18 protein-coding genes are annotated in these 21,425 nt (G+C 70.8%); 6 read left to right on the top strand and 12 right to left on the bottom strand.

The features are described 5' to 3' along the window. Positions 1-151 precede the first annotated feature (151 nt). From K7957_RS00440 to K7957_RS00425, 4 genes are all read right to left on the bottom strand, one after another. Positions 152-1,603 (bottom strand): family 43 glycosylhydrolase, encoded by a 1,452-nt coding sequence (locus K7957_RS00440; RefSeq protein WP_223010055.1) that lies wholly within the window; start codon positions 1,601-1,603, stop codon positions 152-154. Then, positions 1,600-2,322 carry an acetylxylan esterase gene (locus tag K7957_RS00435; protein WP_246616592.1) on the bottom strand — a complete coding sequence of 241 codons (723 nt, stop codon included), beginning with the start codon at positions 2,320-2,322 and terminating at the stop codon, positions 1,600-1,602. The genes K7957_RS00440 and K7957_RS00435 overlap by 4 nt, the downstream gene beginning before the upstream one ends. Before the next feature lie 139 nt (positions 2,323-2,461). Then, entirely contained in the window at positions 2,462-4,066 is a 1,605-nt protein-coding gene (locus K7957_RS00430) for a glycoside hydrolase family 43 protein (RefSeq protein ID WP_223010054.1), read from the bottom strand. Continuing rightward, positions 4,063-5,304: an MFS transporter gene (locus K7957_RS00425; protein ID WP_343228251.1), complete on the bottom strand. Its 1,242-nt coding sequence runs from the start codon at positions 5,302-5,304 to the stop codon at positions 4,063-4,065. The genes K7957_RS00430 and K7957_RS00425 overlap by 4 nt, the downstream gene beginning before the upstream one ends. A gap of 144 nt (positions 5,305-5,448) precedes the next feature. Between K7957_RS00425 and K7957_RS00420 the strand changes: the two genes are divergently transcribed. Next, positions 5,449-6,507, top strand: a complete 1,059-nt coding sequence (locus K7957_RS00420) for a LacI family DNA-binding transcriptional regulator (protein ID WP_223010053.1) — start codon at positions 5,449-5,451, stop codon at positions 6,505-6,507. A 123-nt stretch (positions 6,508-6,630) separates the two neighbouring features. On the opposite strand, the gene K7957_RS00415 is transcribed toward K7957_RS00420, so the two are convergent. Together K7957_RS00415 and K7957_RS00410 are read right to left on the bottom strand one after the other, a co-directional pair. Continuing rightward, positions 6,631-7,590, bottom strand: a complete 960-nt coding sequence (locus K7957_RS00415) for a cupin domain-containing protein (protein ID WP_223010052.1) — start codon at positions 7,588-7,590, stop codon at positions 6,631-6,633. Positions 7,591-7,614: 24 nt separating this feature from the next. Then, positions 7,615-8,928, bottom strand: a complete 1,314-nt coding sequence (locus tag K7957_RS00410; RefSeq protein ID WP_223010051.1) for an MFS transporter — start codon at positions 8,926-8,928, stop codon at positions 7,615-7,617. A gap of 118 nt (positions 8,929-9,046) precedes the next feature. On the opposite strand from K7957_RS00410, the gene K7957_RS00405 reads away from it, so the two are divergent. Genes K7957_RS00405 through K7957_RS00395 form a run of 3 tightly spaced genes read left to right on the top strand, consistent with a single transcriptional unit; the run spans position 9,047 to position 11,381 of the window. Further along, positions 9,047-9,940 carry a cupin domain-containing protein gene (locus K7957_RS00405; protein WP_343228250.1) on the top strand — a complete coding sequence of 298 codons (894 nt, stop codon included), beginning with the start codon at positions 9,047-9,049 and terminating at the stop codon, positions 9,938-9,940. 20 nt (positions 9,941-9,960) lie between these two features. Beyond that, positions 9,961-10,377, top strand: coding sequence for a hypothetical protein (locus K7957_RS00400; protein ID WP_223010049.1), 417 nt, complete (start codon positions 9,961-9,963; stop codon positions 10,375-10,377). Between the two features lie 2 nt (positions 10,378-10,379). Further along, a complete protein-coding gene (locus K7957_RS00395) occupies positions 10,380-11,381 on the top strand; it encodes an SMP-30/gluconolactonase/LRE family protein (protein ID WP_246616591.1) in 1,002 nt (333 codons plus the stop codon). Positions 11,382-11,598: 217 nt separating this feature from the next. On the opposite strand, the gene K7957_RS00390 is transcribed toward K7957_RS00395, so the two are convergent. Next, entirely contained in the window at positions 11,599-11,940 is a 342-nt protein-coding gene (locus tag K7957_RS00390) for a hypothetical protein (protein ID WP_246616590.1), read from the bottom strand. A gap of 11 nt (positions 11,941-11,951) precedes the next feature. Continuing rightward, the gene (locus tag K7957_RS00385) at positions 11,952-13,823 is read right to left on the bottom strand and encodes an outer membrane protein assembly factor BamB family protein (RefSeq protein WP_246616589.1); all 1,872 of its coding nucleotides are present in this window, start codon (positions 13,821-13,823) and stop codon (positions 11,952-11,954) included. A 208-nt stretch (positions 13,824-14,031) separates the two neighbouring features. Here K7957_RS00385 and K7957_RS00380 point away from each other — a divergent pair, with 208 nt between their 5' ends. Further along, positions 14,032-15,219: a CaiB/BaiF CoA transferase family protein gene (locus K7957_RS00380; RefSeq protein WP_223010047.1), complete on the top strand. Its 1,188-nt coding sequence runs from the start codon at positions 14,032-14,034 to the stop codon at positions 15,217-15,219. Beyond that, positions 15,216-15,992, top strand: a complete 777-nt coding sequence (locus tag K7957_RS00375; protein WP_223010046.1) for an enoyl-CoA hydratase — start codon at positions 15,216-15,218, stop codon at positions 15,990-15,992. Before K7957_RS00380 ends, K7957_RS00375 begins: the two co-directional genes overlap by 4 nt. Positions 15,993-16,138: 146 nt before the next feature. Here K7957_RS00375 and K7957_RS00370 read toward each other — a convergent pair whose 3' ends face one another. Genes K7957_RS00370 through K7957_RS00355 form a run of 4 tightly spaced genes read right to left on the bottom strand, consistent with a single transcriptional unit; the run spans position 16,139 to position 21,424 of the window. Then, a complete protein-coding gene (locus K7957_RS00370; protein ID WP_223010045.1) occupies positions 16,139-16,585 on the bottom strand; it encodes a c-type cytochrome in 447 nt (148 codons plus the stop codon). A gap of 2 nt (positions 16,586-16,587) precedes the next feature. Continuing rightward, positions 16,588-18,699 carry an outer membrane protein assembly factor BamB family protein gene (locus tag K7957_RS00365; RefSeq protein WP_223010044.1) on the bottom strand — a complete coding sequence of 704 codons (2,112 nt, stop codon included), beginning with the start codon at positions 18,697-18,699 and terminating at the stop codon, positions 16,588-16,590. Then, positions 18,696-20,162, bottom strand: coding sequence for an NAD-dependent succinate-semialdehyde dehydrogenase (locus K7957_RS00360; protein WP_246616588.1), 1,467 nt, complete (start codon positions 20,160-20,162; stop codon positions 18,696-18,698). Before K7957_RS00360 ends, K7957_RS00365 begins: the two co-directional genes overlap by 4 nt. Positions 20,163-20,179: 17 nt before the next feature. Continuing rightward, positions 20,180-21,424 carry an iron-containing alcohol dehydrogenase gene (locus K7957_RS00355; protein WP_223010042.1) on the bottom strand — a complete coding sequence of 415 codons (1,245 nt, stop codon included), beginning with the start codon at positions 21,422-21,424 and terminating at the stop codon, positions 20,180-20,182. Between the last annotated feature and the right edge of the window lies 1 nt (position 21,425).

Below are 21,425 nucleotides of genomic sequence, written 5' to 3'. Positions count from 1 at the left end.
GAGGATCCACCGCGCCGCGAGACGGCATACCGAGGCGCTCTACGCGCCGTGGATCGTGAAACGAGTTCAGGATGACGCCAAGGTAACGCGGGGACGGCCGTTCTCGCACCACGAGTCCTGCTGCTCGCCCCTCACCTTCGCCGTCCGCTGGTCAGGGCCGCTGGAAGGTCCAGCGGCCGGCGTCGCTGGCCGGGTCGAAGCGGACGAGTGCGGGGGTGCTGCGGCCGATCGCGACCAGCGCCAGCGACGCGCGCGCCCCCGCCGCCGGCTTGGGCATGATGCGGTAGCTGCCGTCGGTGAGCTGGTCGATCCGCCACAATTGCTCGGGCGCACCGGTGAAGCGCGGCACGGTCTGCAGCCGGTTGCCGGGCGCGACCGCTAGGACGCGCTCGGTGCCGGCCACTGCGATGCGATAGTAAGGCGCCCCCATCGCGCCGCCCGCACCCTCCACCGGGGTGACGGACCACTGCTGCTGCGGGCGGATCAGATAGTCGCCGAGGTCCACGTCGATCGCACCCGCCGGCCAGGTGGCGCGGCTCTCGTCGAGCGTCTGGTTGGCGATCGGCGCGACCGGGTCGTCCGGCTTCGCCACGAAGCTGCGCCGCGGGTCGAACGCGATCCGCACCGGGTCGACCGCGAGCTGCAGCGCGGTGCCGGCGCGCTCCGACTGGATCTCATAGGTGCCCGGCGCGACATTCTCGCCGGCGACCGGCCAGCCGTCCTGCCAGCGCAACGGCAGAATGCCCAGCACGCTGCGCCCGCTGCGGTCCATATCGGCCTCATAGTGAACCGAAAATTTCTCGACCCCGTCGCCGAGGTCGATCAGCCCGAAATGCCCTGGACCATAGACCCGCCCCCGCCCCGCCACGACGAGCTTCCCCCCGCCCCTGAGCAGCGGCACGCCCATCTGGTCGACGAAGGGTCCGGTCGGCTGGCGCGAGCGACCGGCGCGGATGTTGTAGGAAGAGTTCGGCCCGTCGCAGCAGGTGCCGTGCGTGCCGAGCAGGTAATACCAGCCGTCGCGATGCAGCAGCGCGGTCGCCTCCATGTCGATCGCGACGTCTACGGGCCGGTTGCCGGGCAGCCGCGCGCCGCTGCGCGGATCGAGCTCCACCATGCGGATAAAGCCGAAATAGGTGCCGTAGCTGAGCCAGAGCCGTCCCTCGGCGTAGAGGAAGGCCGGATCGATCGCGTCGGCGAGCTCGATGCCGTCGGTCGCCGCCACGACGCCGACATCGTGGTAGCCGAAGGACGATGACGTGGGATCGAGCGAGCGCGTCCACATGACCTTGACCTGGCTCGCGTGGCCGCCGTTCATCCCGCCGCCGCCGACGGCATAGGCGACATAGAACCGGTCGCCGATCTTGATGACGTCGGGCGCGACGCCGCCGCCGGGGCGCTCGCCACCGCCGTGCCAGGTCCAGCCATCGTCGGAGACGAGCCCGCCGCCGCGCGTACCGAAGGTCCACCAGCGCCCGTCCGAGTACGTGACGGTCGAGGGATCGTGGATGAACGGCTCGCCGGCGAGCTGCGCGTCGACCGCCACTGCGGGCGCGACGGCGAGCGCGAGTGCCGTGGCGGCGCGGACTAGGGGCTTCCTCATCGTACGTCCACCGTGATGTCGCGCAGCGGCTGCCCGGCCGAGTCGAGGAACCGCAGGCAGAAGTCGCTCATGCCCGGCCCGTTGATCACCGCACCGCGGAGCAGGTTGCGGCCGCGGCGCAGCCGCAGCGGCGCGGAGACGACGTCGTCCATCACCATGCGCCGGTCGCCGTAGAGGCCCACCGCCTCCGCGCCGTTGAGCCACCAGCGCGACGCCGAGTTGGACCCGACCGCCAGCCGCACGCCGTCATAGTCGCGCGGGCTGTCGATCACCGTCACCGCCCAGAAGATCACGCCGTAGGTCGGCTTGCCGAGCCCCTGCGCGAGCTTGAACAGCTTGACGTCGAAGGGCACGGCGTCGAGCGCGTGCCAGCGCGGCCGCTCCGGTGCCGGGGCTACGTCGCCGTCGCGCGGCAGCCGGTCCGGGCGGCCGGGATAGCGCCCCAGCGCGAGCTTCTCGCGTACGTAGCTGGGGGTGAAGCCGGCGTTGGTGCGATTGGGCTCGACGAGCGGCTCGAGCAGCAGCCAGCGCCGCACGAAGCCATCCGCGTCGAGCTTCGCCGGTCCGCTGGTGACGGGGGCGAGATAAGGCGCGAGGCCGGTCGGAGGTGGCAGCGCCTCCGTCACGTTGCCGGCGGTCTGCGCGAGTACCGGCACGGTGAGTGACAGCAGCCCGGCTGCCGCGAACGACGCCGCGCCACATCGTAACCGTGAGGCCATCCCGCCGTCCTCCCCGCCGAGCGACTCCGCTCTGTTATCGGTATCACCGTGGAGATTGAGGCCGATCGCGAGCCCGGTCAAGGGACGGCAGGCACGGCTACCCCCAGCTCTGTTAGCGCTACACTGATTGTTGCAGCTCTCAGCATTCCTCCAGATAATGGAAGTAGCGGAAATCCGCCGGCAGTCCGACGCCCGACATGTCCTGGCACGCCATTCCGATGAACGTTCCCGTGAAATTGGGCAGGCCGGGCAAGGTGGCCTCGTCGGAGAGCAGGTCGGCGGCGAAGGTCTCGGGCAGCCACGTCCACTCCTGCTCACCTTCCCCGCGCACCCCGAAGCGCAACTGCTCGTGATCCACCTCCGCGCGCAGTGCCACCGTGCCCTCGCCGACCGCGACCGACCTGCTCACCGCGCTGACGCCCTCCTCGAGCGGGAGTACCGACAGCACCTGCGCCAGCCGCTCGCCCGCGTCGCCGACGGTGATGTGGAGGAAGTGGAACTTGGTGGCGTTGTAGTAACACACCAACCCCGCCGCCTGCTGGAAATTGGCGGGCGCATAATCGAGCAGCGTCTCTGCCGCGTAGCGGAAGGCGAGTGGTCGGCGCGCGACCAGCGCCTGGGTGAAGTGGCTCCCGATCGTCTCGCGCCCGTGCAGCCGCAGCCAGCCCGGCCGTGCCGAGAGGCTGAAGATCTGCTCCGGATAGGGCGTTCGCAGCCACTGGAAGGCCGGCGGCAGCACGGCGCCTGCGAAATCGTCACGCTCGCGCGCCGGCGCGGATTCGCTGGCCGCGCTACCGACGGTGGCGACCGGCAGCGCGTCGCCGTCGAGTGTGCGCAGCCAGCCGTCCTCGCCCCAGCGCATCGGCTGGATCGCGGTCTCGCGCCCCAGCGTGCACCGGTCGCTGTGGGGCAGCGGGCGGCCGCACAGATAGGTGAGCCAGGTGGTGCCCTCGGGCGAGTCGACCAGATCGCCGTGGCCCGTCCGCTGCAACGGCGCGTCGGGGCGATCCTTGGCGGTGAGTACCGGCCCGTCGGGGTGCGGCTCATAGGGCCCGAAAAAGGTGCGCGAGCGTGCCATCACCACCGCGTGGTTGCGCTCGGTCCCGCCCTCGGCGACGAGGAGATGGTACCAGCCGTCGCGCTTGTAGAGGTGTGGCCCCTCGGTGAAGCCCAGAGGAGTGCCGTCGAAGATGACGCGGCGCTCGCCGATCAGGTGGCCTGCGGCACGGTCCAATTCCTGCACCACGATCCCGCCGAAGCGACCGCGGCCGGGGCGGTGATCCCACAGCATGTTGAGCAGCCAGCTGCGCCCGTCGTCGTCGTGGAAGAGGGCGGGGTCGAAACCGCTGCTGTTGAGATGAACGGGATCAGACCAGTCGCCGTCGATCCTGTCGCTCCACACCCAGTAATTGTGGAAGTCGCGCAGCGACACGCCCGCCGCGCCGCCCACCGTGGTGCGCCCGTAGCGCTTCACGTCGGTGTAGACGAGGTGGAAGCGACCGTCGGCGTGGCTGAGATCGGCGGCCCAGACACCGCACGAATCCGGATCGCCGCGCAGGTCGAGCTGGCCCGGGCGGTGCAGCGGCCGCGCCACGAGCCGCCAGTCGGCGAGGTCGCGGGAATGGTGGATCTGCACGCCGGGGAACCACTCGAAGGTCGAGGTGGCGAGATAATAATCCGCGCCGACGCGGACGATCGACGGGTCGGGGTTGAACCCGCGCAGGATGGGATTGCGGATGATCATGACGGCTTTCGGATGTTCGTCCAGAGCAGCGCGGCGCCGACGAGGTCGAGTAGGCCGAGCAGGATGAAGAAGGGCTGGTAGCCGACCTGGTCGACCAACGCACCGAGCACCAGGGTGAAGATCAGCACGCCCAGGTTGGCCGCGGTCCCCGAGATGCCGGTCGCGGTCGCCACCTGGTCCTGCGGGAACAGGTCGGACACCATCGTGATCACGGTGACCGACAGCGTCTGGTGCGCGAAGCCGCCGAGGCACAGCAGCGCCACCGCCGCGACCGGGCTGGTCACGGTGCCGACGAAGATCATGCCCGTCATCAGCACCGCGCCCAGCGTGAAGGCGCCGCGTCGCGCGTCGATCAGGTTGACGCCGCGGCGCTGCAGCCAGGCCACCACCGCGGGGCCAAACAGGCAGCCGAGATCGGCGGCGAGGAAGGGCAGCCAGGCGAACAGCGCGATCTGCTTGAGGTCGAAGTGGCGCGCCTGGACGAGGTACAACGGCATCCACAGCGACAGCATGCCCCATACCGGATCGGCCAGGAAGCGCGCGCCGGCGATCGCCCACAGGTTGCGCCGGCGCAGCAGCTCACCGAGCGGCGGCCGACGGCGGTGGTGCGCCAGCGCCGCCTCCTGCCCGTCCGCGATCAGCTGTCGCTCGCCCGCCGAGATCAGGCGGTGGCGCGCGGGCGGCGCGTACCACAGCAGCCAGGCGACAACCCACAAGAGTCCGAGCCCACCCGCGACGAAGAAGGCGGCGCGCCAGCTGTGGTGGAACACCGCCCAGGCGACCAGCGGCGGCGCGAAGACCGCGCCGAACGAGGCGCCGATCTGGTAGATCCCGCCCGCGACGCCACGCTCGCGCGCGGGGAACCACTCCGCCACCACCTTCATGCCGGCCGGCTGCGCGGATCCCTCGACCAGCCCGAGCGCGCCGCGCAGGCCGGCGAAGCCGAGCCAGCCGCTCGCCAGTCCGTGCCCGACGGTGATCAGCGACCAGACCGCGACGAACAGGGTGAAGCCGATCTTGAGCCCGATCACGTCGAGCAGATAGCCCGCCACCGGCTGGAACATGATGCCGAGCTGGAAGGCGCCGGTGATCCAGGAATATTGTGCCGAGGAGATCGACTGCTCGGCCATGATCGCCGGCGCGGCGACGCCGAGGACGCTACGCGCGAGATAATTGATCACCATCGCACCGACGAACAGCGCGATGATCGTCCAGCGCACATAGGGAAATCGCGCCACCCGCCCTCCTCGGTAACGTTACCAGCGTCGTCGTACGCGGTTGCACCCGCGGCTGACAAGCGTTCGCTAGCAGATCGCGGCGGACAGGCGCCATTGACGCGCCCTCCTGCGGCGAGGCAGGTCGGCAGGCGATAGGCGCCGACGATGGTCGACGGCGCGGAGACAAGGATCGACGTGCCCCAGCCGAGAGGACGCCGCCGCGGGGTGACGATCATCGACGTCGCCAAACAGGCCGGCGTCTCGCCGATGACGGTCTCGCGCGTGATCAACGGCGACCCGGGCGTGCGCGAGGAGACGCGCGTGCTGGTCAACGCGACGATCCGCGCGCTCAACTACACGCCCAACCTCTCGGCGCGCAGCCTCGTCACCTCGCGTGAGCTGCGCATCGGCGTGATCTACGCCAATCCCAGCGCCGCCTTCATGAGCGGCTTTCTCGCCGGCGTGTTCGAGGAAGCCTCGGCGCGCGCGGCGCAGCTGATCCTGCTCAAGGGCAGGCAGGGCGGCGTGCCGACCCATGAGGAGATCGAGCAGCTGATCGCCTCCGGCATCGGCGGCGTGATCCTGACGCCGCCGCTCGGCGAGTCAGGCGCAGTGCGGCAGATCCTGCGCGACGCCGGGCTGCCGCTGGCGGTGGTGGCGGGGCGAGTCGCCGACGCCATCTCGGTCGGGATCGACGATCGCCGCGCCGCGCACGACATGACCCGCCACCTGATCGGGCTGGGCCATCGCCGGCTCGGCTTCATCGTCGGCAACCCCGACCAGACCGCCAGCGCCGAGCGGCTCGCCGGCTTCAGCGAGGCCGCGCGCGAGGCGGGAGTGGAGACCTGCGTCGCGCAGGGCGACTTCAGCTACGCCTCGGGATTGGTCGCGGGCGAGCGGCTGCTCGACTCCCCCGCGCCGCCGAGCGCGATCTTCGCGAGCAACGACGACATGGCCGCGGCGGTCGTCTCGGTGGCGCATCGCCGCCACCTCGACGTGCCGCGCGACCTCACCGTGGCGGGCATGGACGACAGCATCGCCGCCACGACTTTATGGCCGCCGCTGACCACGATCCGCCAGCCGGTGCAGGAGCTCGCGGGCGAGGCGCTGCGGCTGCTGATCGACGAGATGCGCGCGGCGCAGGGCAAGGGCCCGCGCTGCGTGGCGCGCGTGCTCGACCACGTGCTGGTCGAGCGCGAGTCGACCGCGCCGCCGAGGCGATAAATGCGGCTAAGCCGTGCGCCTGCGAAGGCAGGCGCCCAGGGCGGTTGGCGAAGCGCCTGCGAACCTGGGCTTCGGCGTTCGCCGGAGCACGGGTGAGTTTAGCGCGTGATAAATTCTCTGGCCTCACTGCCGCCCGCGCGACTCGACGCTATAGCCGTGCATCCCCATCGGATAGGAATTGACCGCCACGCGGGTTCCCATCTGCCCTTCCGGGCCGCCGAAGCTGGCGCGATGCCAGCGTCCCTGTTTGGCGATCAGCACGTCGCCGGGAGCCGCGGCCTTGATCAGCGGCTCGCCCTCGATCTGCAGGTCGACGTTGCCCTCCATCACGAACCAGAACTCGTCGTAGCCGACGTGGAAGTGGCCGAGGTTGGAGGCAGGCGGCGTCGGCGTGGCGCGGCCGCGGATGTTGTTCACGAACAGGTGCTGCGTCGCCACGAAGGCGGTGGCGCGCGCGCCGCCCTGGACCACGTCCTTGTAGTAATCGAGGGACAAGGGGTTGGCCTCGTCCGGCGTGCCCGCCCCACCCGCGGCCAGCCGCCGCTCATAGTGGAAGCCGGCTACGTCGCGCGGCCGCTCGGTCGTGCTCGCCACCGGATAGAGCGGCATGTCGGCCGCGGCATGGATCTCGAACCACAGAGCCGGCCGGTCGCCGACGGTCTCGAGCGTGAAGGGCACGCGCAGTGGCACGTCGATCTCGAAGCCCTTGCTCGCGACGAAGCTCGGCTGCCCCGCGATCGCGACGCGCAGCTGCCCGCCCCACACGATGATCACGGTGCGGTTGTCCGAGTAAGCGACCTCGGTCGTGCGCTTGCCGGCTCCCTGCTGGTGCCAGTCGGCGACCAAGTCGCGGTTGCGCACGATCGGCTGCGACCAGTCGCTCGCGCCGCGGTGGAGCGCTAGCACGTCGGCGAGCTTCCACCAGGGGCGGTTGGGCGAATCATAGGCGGCGTAGGGCGTCTTCTTGGGCACCCACATCTCGACCGGCGCGGGCGGCGCAGGGCGCGGCGCCTGCGCGGTGAGCAGCAGTGCCGCGGCCGCCGCGGCCGCGACGCGCGCGCGGCGTCGGGTCAGATGGATCATGTGCTCCCCTCCTCTGTCGTGTCACTAGGCCGCGGCGACCGCGGGATCATGGCTCGGCGTGCGCTCGCCGCCGATCAGCCGGCGCGGGTCGACAATCGCCCAGGCGGCGAGGCCGAGCACCACGACCCCGGCGCCGGTGCCGAACGCCGCCGCCCAGCCGTAGCGCGCCGCGATCCACGGCGTCAGCGAGGCGGTCAGCGCGCCGCCGACCTGGCAGCCGACGTTCATCAGCCCCGACACCACGCCGGTGTGGCGCCCCGCGATGTCCGCGGTGACCGACCAGAAGGAGCTCTGCGACAGATAGATCGCGCCGCCGCCCAGCGCGAGCGTCAGCACCGCGAGCGGCGCGCTGTCGACCTGCGACCCGACCAGCAAGAACATAGCGGTCAGCGCGAACGACAGCATCGCCAGCCCCGAGCGCCCCCAGTAGAGGCCGTGCCGCCGCGACACCGCGTCGTTGATCACGCCGCCGGCGAGGCAGCCGACCGTCATCGCCAGGAACGGCGCCATGCCGAACAAGGCGCTCGACTTCAGGTCCAGCCCGCGCGCCTCCGCGAGATAGATGAAGAACCAACTGAAGAAGATCCAGATCACGTAGCCGAACGCGAAATAGCTGAGAAACAGCCCCCACACCGCGCGGCTCGACAGGATCGCGCGCCACGGGATCGGACCGGCGGCGCTCTCCGGCTCGCCGGGTAGCCCCGCCTCGATGTGCGCCAGCTCGGCCGCGTTCACCGCCGGATGCTCCTGCGGCCGATCGCGCGCGACGCTGTACCACACGATCGCCGCGACCAGGCCGATCAGCGCGCAGACATAGAAGGACGCGCGCCAGCCGCCATAAGCGACCACCGCGCTGATCAGCGGCGGGGTCAGCCCCGAGCCCGCGCCGACGCCCGCGAAGATCAGGCCGTTGGCCTTGCCGCGCTCCTGCGCCGGCACCCAGCGCGAGACGAACTGGTTGCCCGACGGATAGACCGCCGCCTCGCCGATGCCGAGGCCGAAGCGCACCAACATCAGCAGCGTGATCGCATGCGCGCTTCCGGGCGGCACCCAGGCGGTGGCGACGCTGAACACGCCCCACCACAGCAGAGCGAGCGTCAGCAGCCGTCGCGGCCCGATCCGCGCCGCGAGCCACCCCGCGGGCACCTGGAACGCGGCATAGCCGATCAGGAAGGCGCTGAAGACCCAGCCGAGCCGGATCTGGTCGATCGCATAGTCCTGCCGCATCTGCACGCCGGCGACCGAGATGTTGGTGCGATCGAGGAAGGCGATCGCGCTGATGACGAACAGCATCGCGACCAGCTTTACCCGGACGTTGCTCCGACCCGCTCCCGTCATCACCGCTCTCCCGGACGCGCCGCGTTGGCACCGCATTATATCCTATATGATTCTGTGTAGAGCCGTTGTAAGCGTGCGTAAAGCCCGGCGAAGTCGGGTGCGGAAGGGGAGAGAGAGGGTGGAGGCGATCGGATCGCTCGCGCGCGGCGCGTTGCTGCTCACGCTGACGCTGGCCGGCGCCGCGAGCGCGCAGCAGGCGGCGACGCCGCGACCACTGGCGGAGCGGATCGGCCACACCGATCCCTCCCGCTACCGCCAGCTCGCCAAGGTGCATGACGGCGCGGGGACCATGGCCTTCGCGCCGCTGCTCGGTGCCGACGCGCTCTCCACCAACCTGATCTTCGTCCACCGCGGCGTGATCGCGCCGCACAGCGGGATCGGGCAGCATTTCCACCACCAGTGCGAGGAGATGTTCGTCATCCTCGACGGCGAGGCGCAGTTCACCGTCGACGGGCGCACCACGACGATCGCGGGACCGGCAGCGGTGCCCGACCGCATGGGCCACGCGCACGCGCTGTACAACGCCTCGGACCGGCCAGTGCAGTGGCTCAACATCAACGTCGGCCAGACCAAGCGCTACGATAATCTCGACCTCGGCGACTCGCGCGAGGGCGCCCCGCTCGACCCCGTCGCGCAGTTCGCCGCGGTGAAGTTCGACCGCGACAGGCTCAAGCCGCAGGGCGCGGTGCGCGTGCGCCGACTGCTCGGGCCCGAGGTCTTCAGCACCCCCTGGACCTTCGTCGACCATGTGCTGGTGCCCCCCGGGGCCGCGCTCGACGCCGCCGCCGCGCCGGGCATCGGCGAGATGGTCTATGTCATCGCCGGCGAGGGCGAGGCGCGGGTCGCCGGCGAGCGCGCGCCGCTGCGCACCGGCGACGCGCTGCCGATCGAGGTCGGCGCCGCGCGCACGCTGCGCGCCGCCGGCGCCGCGCCGCTCGAGCTGATGGTGGTCGGCGTCGCGCGCGATCTCGCCGCCAAGGCCGCCTACGCCGCCTCACTTCCCCCACGCTGACCCTCGGAAAGGACCTGCCGATGCAACGCCGCTCGCTCCTGCAACTGATCGCCGCGCTAGGGGCCAGCTCGGCCGTGCCGGCCGCCGCGCGCGCCGCCGCGCCGACGCGCAAGCCGATCGTGCTCTACTGCGACCTCGCGGTCGACCCGGCACGCGAGCAGGAGATGCTCGACGCCTACCACCAGCACTTCCTGCCCGCGGCGCAGAGCTTCCGCGGTCGCGGCTTCATCGACCTCAAGATGCTCAAGCTGCGCACGGTGATCCAGGGCCGGCCAGCGCCCCCGGCCGGGGTGAACTATCGCTTCCAGCTCACCTATGAGAGCGAGGAGCAGCGGCAGGTGTGGATCCGCTCGGACGTGCACCAGCGCAACTGGCCGCTGATCGAGCGCACCGTGCTCAACCGCGACTATCTCGTCCTGCTGACCGACGCGGTCTGATCATGCGGATCGCTCCCCTGCTCGCCGCCGCGCTGCTCGCGCCGCTCGCGCTCCACGCCCCCGCCGCCGCGGCGCAGGAGAAGGGTCCGCGTGTCGAGCGGCTCGACCCCGCGCTCGACTCGCTGATCGCGCCGGGCACGACGGTCGAGCGAGTCGCGACGGGTTTCGGCTTCACCGAGGGGCCGCTGTGGCACGAGAGCCGACTGTGGTTCTCCGACGTCAGCGGCGACACGCTGCGCGCGGTCGACCCGTCGGGCCGCGTCGAGGAGCTGATCGCGAACGCCGGCGGCCTCCCGAACCCGCCCGCGGGCAAGAGCATCGGCCCCAACGGCATGGTGCCCGACCGCGACGGCGGCGTGCTGATGGCGCAGATGGGCGCGCGCCGGATCGTGCGCGTCGGTGCCGACCGAAGCGTCACGCCGGTGATCGACGACTATCGTGGCAAGCGGCTCAACAGCCCGAACGATCTCGTGTTCGCCAGCGACGGCGCCTTGTGGTTCACCGACCCGCCGTTCGGACTGTACAACGGCATGGACAAAGATCCCGCCAAGCAGCTGCCGTACAACGCGGTGTTCCGCTACGCCGGCGGCATGCTGACGCCGGTGATCACCGACCTGAAGCTCCCCAACGGTATCGGCTTCTCGCCCGACGGACGCACGTTGTACGTGACCGATTATGGGCCGCCGGGCGTGATCTACGCCTACAAGGTGGGACGCGGCGGGGTCTTGTCGGGCCGGCGCGTGCTGATCAGCTTCCCCGCGGGCGGTGCCGGCGGGGCGGACGGGCTCAAGGTCGATCGTCGCGGGAACGTCTGGGCGACCGGGCCGGGCGGCCTCCGCGTGATCTCGCCCGCGGGCAAGGTGCTCGGCCGCATCGTGCTGCCCGAGGTCGCCGCCAACCTTGCCTTCGCGGGTGACGGGCACACGCTGTACATCACGGCGTCGACCAGCGTGTACCGCCTGCGGACCACGGTGGCGGGGGTGCTGCCGCGCTACGCCCGGTAGCGGTTGGCTCTCCCCCCCCGTTGCTGCTCGTCTTACCGCCCTCGCCCCACCCTGGCGTCATCCTGAACTCGTTTCAGGATCTACCGCGCCGCATACTCAGCCGCCGAGGCGTTCGCGGGCCGGTGGATCCTGAGACAAGCTCAGGATGACGCCGGGATAGGATCGAGCGGGTGGCCCGAAGCTCGAGCCGCGCTTGCCCCAATTTCGTCCACCCCCCTCACTGTCCCGTCGCGCCGGCCTTCTTGTCCGTCGCGAGATTGGCGACGAGATAGTCGCTCATCACCTTCTGCTCCTCGGGCGAGAGCTCGGCGCCGCGGTCGATCATCGCCTGCACCAGCGCGGGCCACTCGGCCGCGGTCTTGTGCGCGGTGAAGACCTGGTTCGTGGTGTGGCAGAAACCGCAGCGCTCGTTGATCAGGTCGAGCCCCGGCCCTGGCGCGGGCGCCGCCGCGGGCGCGGCGGGCTGCTGCGCGGCCAGCGCCACCGCGCCGAGCAGCGCTGTGCCCGCGAAGGCGACGCAGCCGGCGGCGAGGCGGACGATCGGGTCGATACGCGTCATGGCAAACATCCTCAGCGGACGGCGAAGGCGACCACCTGGTCGCTGGTCGCGGGTTGGAAGGCGAAGCCGCCGGTCGCCACCGCGGCGACCATCTGGCGGCCGTCGGCGGCCTGATAGGTCATCGGTGTGCCGTAATTGGAGGCGGGCAGCGGCGCCGACCACAGCAGCGCGCCGCTCTTCGTCTCGAAGGCTCGGATCGTGGCGTCGCGCGTCGCACCGATGAAGGTCAGCCCGCTCGCGGTGGTGATCGGCCCGCCCGCGCTGATCACGCCGTTCGCGGCGAAGGCGGGATCGTCGTTCTTGCCCAGCACCTTGCGCCATGCCACCGCGCCGGTGTCGACGTTCACCGCGACCAGCTCGCCCCACGGCCCCTTCTGGCACGGCAGGCCGGTCTCGGAATCCTGGAAATAGGCGTAGCCGGCCTTCATCCCCCAGCTGCCGTCGGGCTGCTGCGCGAGCTGCTGCGGGCTGGCGAGATTGTTGACGTTGATGACGTACAGCCCGCTCCTCGGATCGAAGGCCCCCCCGCCCCAGTCGACCCCGCCGAGGCTACCGGGGAAGAAGTTGACCGCGCTGTCGGCACGCAGCGGCTGGAACGGCTTGCTGGGCGCGATGGTGAGATCGGCGACCAGCTTCTCGCACGCGGCACGGTGCTCGGGCGGGCCGTCGACCAGGTCGGCGGCGGCGTAGCTGGTGCGCGCCAGCGGGGGCGGGGTGACCGGCATCGGCTGGGTCGGCCAGGGCTGCTCGCCGGGCACGTCGGTGTCGGTCGGCACGGGCACCTCGCGCACGTCGTACAGCGGCTCGCCGGTGACGCGGTCGAGGATGAACATCGTCGCGGTCTTGTTCATCACCGCGATCGCCGGGATCGTGCGGCCGCGGCGGCGCACCTCGATCAGCGTCGCGGTAGGCAGGTCGACGTCCCAGATATCGTGGTGCACGGTCTGGAAGTGCCAGAGGTACTTGCCCGTCGCCGCCTCGACCGCGACGATCGAGTTGCCGTAGAGGTTCTGTCCCTTGCGGTCGCCGCCCCAGCGATCGAACGTCGGCGCGCCGACGGGCAGGTAGGCGATACCGCGCTTGTCGTCGACGAGCACGAAGGTCCAGACGTTCGTGCCCGAGCGCTTCTGCCAACTGTCCCCCTCCCAGGTGCCGAAGTTCGGCTCGCCCGGCTGCGGGATCGTGTGGAAGGTCCAGAGCAATCTGCCGGTGCGCGCGTCCCAGCCGCGCACGTCCCCGGCCGCCCCCTTCACGGGCATCTCCTGCACGCGCGAGCCGGTGATGATGACGTCGCGGTAGATCGCGGGCGGGCTGCTCATCCCGAGCGGCGCGCGCGTGCCGTTCATCACCTCGGGCGTCTTCATGTCAACCGTGCCCGCGGTGCCGAAGGCCGCGGCGGGCTGGCCGGTCGTGGCGTCGAGCGCGATCAGCTTGCCGCTGCGCGTGCCGAAGACGATCCGCGCGCCCGTCCCCTTGCCCCCGGGCCAGTAGGCGACGCCGCGGGTCGAGGCCTGGTCGTTGCCGGGCAGCGGGAACACCCAGCGCTCCGCTCCCGTCGCGGCGTCGAGCGCGACCACGCGCTTGTACGGAGTGGCGAGATACATCACGCCCTTCACCACCAGCGGCGTCGCCTCAGAGGCCGAGAAGCCCGTGCGAAACTTGGCGGGGACGCTGTCGGGCATGGGGATCGCCTCGCCGGACGTGCCCGCGGGGCGCATGTGATAGGTCCACACCTGCCGCAACTTGGCGACGTTCGCCGGCGTGACCTCGGTCAGCGGCGAGTAGCGCGCGTGGCTCTCGTCGCGGCCGTAGCCCTGCCAGTCGCCCTTGGCCTGCGCCGCGACGGGCGTGGCGGGCGAGAGCGCGACGGCGGCGGTCACCATCATGCCTGCCCGCGCTACGCGCCATCCCTGCTGCCTGGTCCTGCTCGCCACGCGTCACTCTCCTGTCCGGCGGCGTTGCGTTCCACCCGCGGCGGTCGCAACGTTGTCCTGTCATTTCAACGGTGCTAGCAAGCCGCACGATCCTATACAATATGATCCGTGAGATAGGCCGCGACACGGCCTGCGCGCGACACGAGAGGAGACCGACATGCCGGAACTGCCGCTGAAAGGCCTGAGAGTGCTCGATATCTCGCAGGTGATGGCGGGGCCGTTCTGCTGCATGCTGCTCGGCGACATGGGCGCGGACGTGATCAAGATCGAACCGCCGCGCACCGGCGACTCGACGCGCCACTCGATGGGGTTCCGGCTCAAGGGCGAGGACAGCCCGGGCTTTCTCGCGCTCAACCGCAACAAGCGCAGCATCACGCTCGACCTCAAGGACGAGGCCGACCGCGCCGTGCTCTACGCGCTGGTGCAGACCGCCGATATCGTGGTGGAGAACGCGCGGCCCGGCGTCGCGAAGCGGCTCGGCATCGACTATGACACGCTCGCCGCGCTTAACCCGCGGCTGATCTACGCCAGCATCTCTGGTTTCGGCCAGACCGGGCCGTGGGCGCAGCGCCCCGGCTTCGACCTGATCGCGCAGGCGATGTCGGGGGTGCTGAGCTCCAACGGCTTCCCCGGCATGGAGCCGGCCAAGAACTCGATCGCAGTGGCCGACCTCGGCGCGGGGCTGTTCTCCGTCTACGGCATCCTCAGCGCGGTGATCGGGCGTCAGTCGTCGGGCCAGGGGCAATATATCGACGCCTCGCTGCTCGAGGCCGCCTTGGGGCTCTCGATCTGGGAGACGACCGAATATTGGGGCACCGGCCGCGCGCCCACCCCGATCGGCTCGGCCAACCGCATGTCGGCACCCTATCAGGCGGTGCGCGCGTCGGACGATTGGTTCGTGATCGGCGCGGCGAACCAGGGCCTGTGGCTCAAGCTGCTCGAGGTAATCGGCCGGCCCGAGCTGCAGGAGGATGAGCGCTACGGCACCAACGCCGCGCGCGTGGCCAATCGCGAGGTGCTGATCGAGGAGCTGGCGCCGACCTTCGTGACGCGCGCCAGCCAAGAGTGGATCGACGCGCTGCTCGCCGCCGGCGTTCCCGCCGCGCCGATCCTCGACTATGGCGAGGCGGTGGCGAGCGAGCAGGCGGTCGCGCGCGACATGGTGATGCAGGTGCCGCATCCGGTCGAGGGCGAGTTCCGCGCGCTCGGCTTCCCCGTGAAGATGCGCGGCACGCCGCAGGAGGTGCGACTGCCCCCGCCCCTGCTCAACGAGCATGACGCCGAGATCCGCCGCGAGCTGGCCGAGCGCGGGCTGCTCCCTTCCGCGGAAGAGGCGGCGGCGTGAGCGGCGTCGTCGTCACGCGCGACGGGGCCGCGGTCCACGTCCGCTTCGACAACCCGGCCGCGCACAACGCGCTCACCGGCGCGATGTGGCTCGCGCTGCGGGACGCCGCGTACGCGATCGCCGACGATCCGAGCGTGCGGGTGGTCACCTTCCGCGGCACCGGCGGCAAAGCGTTCATCTCGGGCACCGACATCACCAAGTTCGCCGATTACGCCGAGGGCGCGCAGGGCGTCGCCTATGAGCGCGAGATCGACGAGTGCATGGGCGCGGTCGACGCGATCCCGTGCACGACGATCGCGGTGGTGGAAGGCTGGGCGGTCGGTGGCGGGCTCAACATCAGCTCGGCCTGCGACTTCCGTCTCGCCACGCCGGACGCGCGCTTCGGCTCGCCGATCGGGCGCACGATCGGCAATTGCCTGTCGGCGTCGAGCGTGGCGCGGATCGGCGCGGCGGTGGGCGTCGCGGTGGCACGGCGGATGGTGCTGCTCGGGGAGATCGTCGGCGCGGAGGAGCTGCGCGCGAACGGTTTCCTGCTCAAGGTGGTGGAACGCGAGGCGCTCGACGCCGAGGTGGCGGCACTGTGCGCGCGCGCCGCGGAGAACGCGCCGCTGACGACACGCGCGACCAAGGAGACGCTGCGGCAGATGACCTTCGACGGTCTGCCAGACATCGAGCCGCTGATCGCGGAGGTATACGGCAGCGCCGACTTCCGGCGCGGGGTGGCGGACTTCCTCTCGAAGACCAGGCGCGTGCCCGAGTGGCGCGGGGAGTGATGGGAGCGGCGCACCGCCCACTAGCGTCATCCTGAACTCGTTTCAGGATCCACCGTGCCGCATGACCAGGTGCCTAGGCGCTCGCGGGACCGTGGATCCTGAAACGAGTTCAGGATGACGGCAGAATGCCCTTCCGAACTCGTCCCCTACCCCACTGGCTTGGGCGCGATCATGATCCCCGCCGCCATCGGCTGGCTCGGCGGCAGCGGCAGCTTGCCCGCGGGGAAGCCGTTGACCTCGAAGATATAGGCCTGGATGTCGGCGACGGTCTTGCCAGGCAGGCTGCCGGGCGCGCTCAGCGGCATCGTCGTCTTGATGCGCGAGAACAGGTCGCCCGCCGAGGTGCCGTTCCAGTTGTTGAGGAAGCCGCCCCCCGCCAGCGCCGGCGCGACGTCGATCCCCGCGAGCGTGTCGCCGTGGCAGGCGGCACAATTCTCGGCATAGGCGACCTTGCCGCGCGCGGCCTGCTCGGCCGTGTAGACGCCGTTCCAGACGTCTCGCTGCCCACCCTGGGCGCGCACCACCACCGCACTGCCGAGCGTCAGCGCCGCCGCGCCGAGCGCCCACAGGCCATATCGCGTCGTCCGCTCCATCATCACGCTACTCCCGGTAGTCGGTAGGCGACCAGCTCCGCGCTGGCGTTGCCGCCGCCCGTGGCGACGACGATATACTGGCGTCCTTTCAGACGATAGGTCATCGGCGAGCCGCTCTGCGGCGCGGTCATGTACACCGCGCCTTTCTCCTCGCCCGTGGCCTTGTCATAGGCGCGCAGCATCGCGCCGCGGATGCCATATTCGTTGGTGTAGAAACCCGCCTCGCCGCAGATGACCAGCGTCTTGGTCACCAGCGGGCCGAGATTGCCGGCGCGGCCAGTGCGCGGGATCTTGAGCCCCTTGAGCGCGGGATGATTGCGCACGTTGTCGGGCGTCTCGCCGTGCGCGACCTGCCAGGCGAGGTCGCCCTTGCTGAGGTCGATCGCGGTGATCCGGCCGTAGGGTGGCTTGAGCAGCGGCAGGCCATCGATCGCGAGGAAGCCCGGCGGCGGCCCCTTGGAAGCGCCGGCGGGCTTGCCGCCCGCGGGGGCGCCCGCTGGGGGCGCCTCCATGCTGCGCATCCGCGGCCCCGGGGCGCCCATCGCCGGCATCGCACGCGCCTCGAGCCCGGCGACGCCGTGCACCTGCGGGAACTCGGACACTTTGAGATCGGCGTTGGGGACGATGCCGATCAGCGAGGGCTGCGTCTTCGAGTAGACGTACACCATGTGCGTCTCGGGGTCGTAGCAGCCGCCCGGCCAGTTGGTGCCACCCTGGATGCCCGGCGCCGAGATCGTGCCCCAGCGACCCGGCTTGCTCACCGTCGGCGGCGTGAAGAGCGGGCCGATCTTGTACGACTTCACGAACTCGACCGCTTTGGCGCGCAGCTCGGGGGTGAAATCGATGAGATCGTTCTCGCTGACGCCCTGAACGTCATAGGCGGGCGGCTTGGACGGGACCGGCTGGGTCGGGCTGTACCACTCGCCGGGCACGTCGCCGCGCTCGACCTTGCGCTCGACGATCGGCCAGATCGGCTTCCCCGTCTCGCGGTCGAGCACGTACAGGAACGCCTGTTTGGTCGGCTGCGCGAGCGCTTTCACGGTCCGTCCGCCGACCGGGATGTCGCACAGGATCGGCGCGCACGGTACGTCGCGGTCCCACAGGCCGTGGTGGACGAACTGATAGTGCCAGCGGCGCTGCCCGGTCTCGAGGTCGAGCGCCACCAGCGACTCGCCGAACAGCGCGTTGCCGCGGCGGAACATGCCCATCTCGTCGCCGGTCGGCAGCTCGACCGGGACATAGACCAGCCCGAGCTCCTCGTCCGCGGACATCTCGGCCCAGGCGCCGCCGTTGCCCGCCTCGTCGGCGTCGCCGTTGAGCCAGGTGTCGTAGCCGAACTCACCCTTCTTCGGGATGGTGTGGAAGATCCACTTGCGCTTGCCGGTGCGCACATCGAAGCCGCGGATATAGCCCTTCACGTTCTTCCGCACCGCCGGCACGTCGCCCGCGGTATGCGCGGCGCCGACAACCACCGTGTCGCGCGCCACCATCGGCGTGGCATGGAGGCCGACGTCGGCGGTCTCGACGTCGAGCTGCTGGTCAAAGTCCTTCTTGAGGTCGACGATGCCGTTGGTGCCGAAATTCGGATCGGGGATGCCGGTGTTGGCATCGAGCGAGACCAGCTGGTAGCCGATCGTGACGTAGAGGATCCGCTCGACCTTGCCGTCGGTCCAGTAGGACACGCCGTGGCCGGAGAGCTGGCGCGGCGAGTTGAGCGCGCGCTGGCCCTCGTCGACGCGGTGCATCCACAGCAGCTCGCCCGTCGCCGCGTCGAGCGCGACGCAGTCGCGGCGCGAGCCGGCGGGAAGGAACAATCGTCCCTTCACCAGCAGCGGGGTCGGCTCGAACTGATATTCCTTGCGCGCGCCGAACACGTCGGTCCTGACGCTCCAGGCGATCTCGAGGTCGTTGAAATTCTCGGCGTTGATCTGGTCGAGCGGCGAGTAGCGCGTGTTCGCCTTGTCGGCGGCGTAGCTGCGCCACTCGGTGTCGGGCGCCGGCGCGTCCGCGTCCTGCATCGGCGCCGCCAGCGCCGCGGGGTCGATCGCAAGGATAAACGCCGAGGCGGCGGTGCCCGCCAGCAGGTGGCGGCGGGTGAGACCGGGCGCGCTCACCACGTCACCGCGATGTACTTCGCCTCGCAATATTCGAGCAGACCATGGTGCGACCCTTCGCGCCCGAGACCGCTCTGCTTCATGCCGCCGAACGGCGCCGCGGCGTCCGACACCAGCCCGCGGTTGACCGCGACCATGCCGCACTCGATCCGCTCGGCCACCGCCAGCGCGCGCTTGAGGTCGGCCGAATAGACATAGGCGGCGAGCCCGTATTCGGTGTCGTTGGCGAGCGCGACCGCCTCGTCGGCGCTGTCGAACGCGGTCACCGCGGCCACCGGGCCGAACACTTCCTCGCGCAGGATCTCGGAGCCGGGCCTCACGTCCGCGATCACCGAGGGCGGATAGAAATAGCCGTCGCCCGCGGGGGTCTCGCCGCCCAGCTCGACGCGCGCGCCCTTGCCCACCGCGTCGGCGACGAGCCGCTCGATCTTGTCGACCGCCTTACGGTTGATCATCGCGCCGCACTGGGTCGCGGGATCGGTGCCGGCCCCGACCTTCAGCGCGCCCATCCGCTCGACCAGCTTCGCCACGAACGCGTCGTGGATGCCGCGCTGGACGTAGAAGCGGTTGGCGGCGGTGCAGGCCTCGCCCGCGTTGCGCATCTTGGCGATCATCGCCCCCTCGATCGCGGCGTCGAGGTCGGCGTCGTCGAACACCACGAAGGGCGCGTTGCCACCGAGCTCCATCGACGAGCTGATCACCTGGTCCGCCGCCTCGCGCAGCAGCACGCGCCCGACCTGGGTCGAGCCGGTGAAGGACAGCTTGCGCACGCGCGGGTCGTGCAGGATCGCGCTGCACACCGGCCCGGGCTGACTGGTGGTGACGACGTTGACCACGCCCGCGGGCACGCCGGCGCGCCGCATGATCTCGGCCACCGCGAGCGCGGTCAGCGGCGTCTCGGAGGCGGGCTTGAGGATACAGGTGCAGCCCGCCGCCAGCGCGGGCGCGATCTTGCGCGTCGCCATCGCCGCGGGGAAGTTCCAGGGCGTGATCAGCAGCGCGACGCCGATCGGCTGATACTGCACCATGATGCGGTTGCCGCCCGCGGGCGATGTCCCGAGCTCGCCGGGGATCCGCACCGCTTCCTCGGCGTACCATCGGAAGAACTCGGCGGCATAGGCCACCTCGCCGCGGGCGTCGGACAGCGCCTTGCCGTTCTCCAGCGAGATCAGCTGCGCGAGCCACTCCTGCTGCGCCATCATCGCGTGGAAACAGGCGAGCAGCACGTCGGCGCGCTTGCGCGGCGCGGTCGCGGCCCAGTCCGCCGCGGCGGCCGCGGCGGCGTCGACCGCGGCGATCCCCTCCGCCACCGCGGCGTCGGCGACCGCGGTGAACGTCGCGCCCGTGGCGGGATCGTCGACCGCGATGGTCGCACCGCTCGCCGCGGCGGTCCAGCGCTCGCCGATCAGCAGGCCGGTGGGGATGGCGAACGGGCCGTCGCCGGGCGGGGTGTAGCTGGTCATCGGAGGCGTCCCGTGCATCAGGCGTGGAGGAGCGTGGCGCGGTCGCCGGCGAAGGCGGCGCGCGTGATGGTCTGCATCGCGGCGAGATTGAGCGGCCGCGGGTTGTTCTTGATCAGCCGCGCCGCGTTGAGCGAATATTCGGCGACATGGTCCTGCTGATCGGCGCGCAAACCCAGGTCGGCGAGCGAGCGCGGGATGGCGATCCGCTGGAACAGCGCATCGACCGCGTCGATGAACGCCTGCGCGCGCTCGGCCGGCGTGGCGCCCGCGATCCCGACCAACTCGGCGAGCTCGGCGAAACCATCGGCGCAGGCGGGGCGGTTGAACTGCATGACATAAGGCAGCAGCGTCGCCACTCCCTGCCCGTGCGCCGTGTGCGTGAGGTTGCCGACCGGATATTGCAGCGCGTGCGCCGCCGCGGTGCCGGCCGTCCCGAAGGCGCAACCCGCCGCGAGCGACGCGAGCATCACGCCCTCGCGCGCCTCGATGTCGCTGCCGTCAACCACGGCGCGCTCGAGATAGCGGAACACATTCGTCACCGCGAGCTTGGCGAAATGATCCGACAGCACGTTCTTGCCGACGAAGACGTGCTGCTCGGTCAGCATCGCGTCGATCGGGCGCGCCAGCGTGGTATAGGCCTCCACCGCGTGGGTCAGCGCGTCCGCGCCCGAGAAAGCGGTGAGCGCGGGCGGACAGGTCACGGTCAGTTCGGGGTCGCAGATCGCCACCTGCGCGATCAGGTGCGGGCTGGCGATGCCGACCTTGGCGCCGCGCTCCTCGTCCGCCACCACCGCCACCGGGGTCGCCTCCGAGCCCGTGCCCGAGGTGGTCGGCACGGCGACCAGCGGCATCACCGGGCCGGGCACCGCGAACTCGCCGTAATAGTCGCGTACGCTGCCGCCATGGGTGAGCAGCACCGCCGCCACCTTGGCGAGGTCGAGCGAGCTGCCCCCGCCGACGCCGATCACCACGTCGGCGTCGAAGCCGCTCGCCGCGGCAACGCAGGCATCGATCGAGCGCAGCGGCAGATCCGGCACGGTGCCGTCGAACACGCGCGTCTCGACGCCGTGCGCGGCGAGGTCGGCGAGCATCGCGGTGAACTCGGGCTGCGCGGCCTGGCGCTCGTCGGTGCAGAGCAAAGCGCGCTTGCCGAGCCGCGCGCTGGCCGAGCCGAGCGCAGCGCGCTGGCCGCGCCCGAACAGGATGGAGCGCGGCAGGCGCGCCGCGCCGAACAATGCGGGCGCGGTCGGGTCGGACGTCATC

Source organism: Sphingomonas yunnanensis, from assembly GCF_019898765.1.
Lineage (GTDB): Bacteria > Pseudomonadota > Alphaproteobacteria > Sphingomonadales > Sphingomonadaceae > Sphingomonas > Sphingomonas yunnanensis.
The sequence above is the reverse complement of the archived record's forward strand: the minus strand, read 5'-3'. Positions and strand labels throughout refer to the sequence as shown.

Excerpts from the sequence above, each read along its gene's own strand:
- K7957_RS00430 (WP_223010054.1), bottom strand. The coding sequence starts at position 4,066 with ATGATCATCCGCAATCCCATCCTGCGCGGGTTCAACCCCGACCCGTCG.
- K7957_RS00370 (WP_223010045.1), bottom strand. The coding sequence starts at position 16,585 with ATGGAGCGGACGACGCGATATGGCCTGTGGGCGCTCGGCGCGGCGGCG.
- K7957_RS00420 (WP_223010053.1), top strand. The coding sequence starts at position 5,449 with ATGGTCGACGGCGCGGAGACAAGGATCGACGTGCCCCAGCCGAGAGGA.
- K7957_RS00360 (WP_246616588.1), bottom strand. The coding sequence starts at position 20,162 with ATGACCAGCTACACCCCGCCCGGCGACGGCCCGTTCGCCATCCCCACC.
- K7957_RS00390 (WP_246616590.1), bottom strand. The coding sequence starts at position 11,940 with ATGACGCGTATCGACCCGATCGTCCGCCTCGCCGCCGGCTGCGTCGCC.
- K7957_RS00385 (WP_246616589.1), bottom strand. The coding sequence starts at position 13,823 with ATGGTGACCGCCGCCGTCGCGCTCTCGCCCGCCACGCCCGTCGCGGCG.
- K7957_RS00380 (WP_223010047.1), top strand. The coding sequence starts at position 14,032 with ATGCCGGAACTGCCGCTGAAAGGCCTGAGAGTGCTCGATATCTCGCAG.
- K7957_RS00440 (WP_223010055.1), bottom strand. The coding sequence starts at position 1,603 with ATGAGGAAGCCCCTAGTCCGCGCCGCCACGGCACTCGCGCTCGCCGTC.
- K7957_RS00415 (WP_223010052.1), bottom strand. The coding sequence starts at position 7,590 with ATGATCCATCTGACCCGACGCCGCGCGCGCGTCGCGGCCGCGGCGGCC.
- K7957_RS00400 (WP_223010049.1), top strand. The coding sequence starts at position 9,961 with ATGCAACGCCGCTCGCTCCTGCAACTGATCGCCGCGCTAGGGGCCAGC.
- K7957_RS00410 (WP_223010051.1), bottom strand. The coding sequence starts at position 8,928 with ATGACGGGAGCGGGTCGGAGCAACGTCCGGGTAAAGCTGGTCGCGATG.
- K7957_RS00435 (WP_246616592.1), bottom strand. The coding sequence starts at position 2,322 with ATGGCCTCACGGTTACGATGTGGCGCGGCGTCGTTCGCGGCAGCCGGG.
- K7957_RS00355 (WP_223010042.1), bottom strand. The coding sequence starts at position 21,424 with ATGACGTCCGACCCGACCGCGCCCGCATTGTTCGGCGCGGCGCGCCTG.
- K7957_RS00395 (WP_246616591.1), top strand. The coding sequence starts at position 10,380 with ATGCGGATCGCTCCCCTGCTCGCCGCCGCGCTGCTCGCGCCGCTCGCG.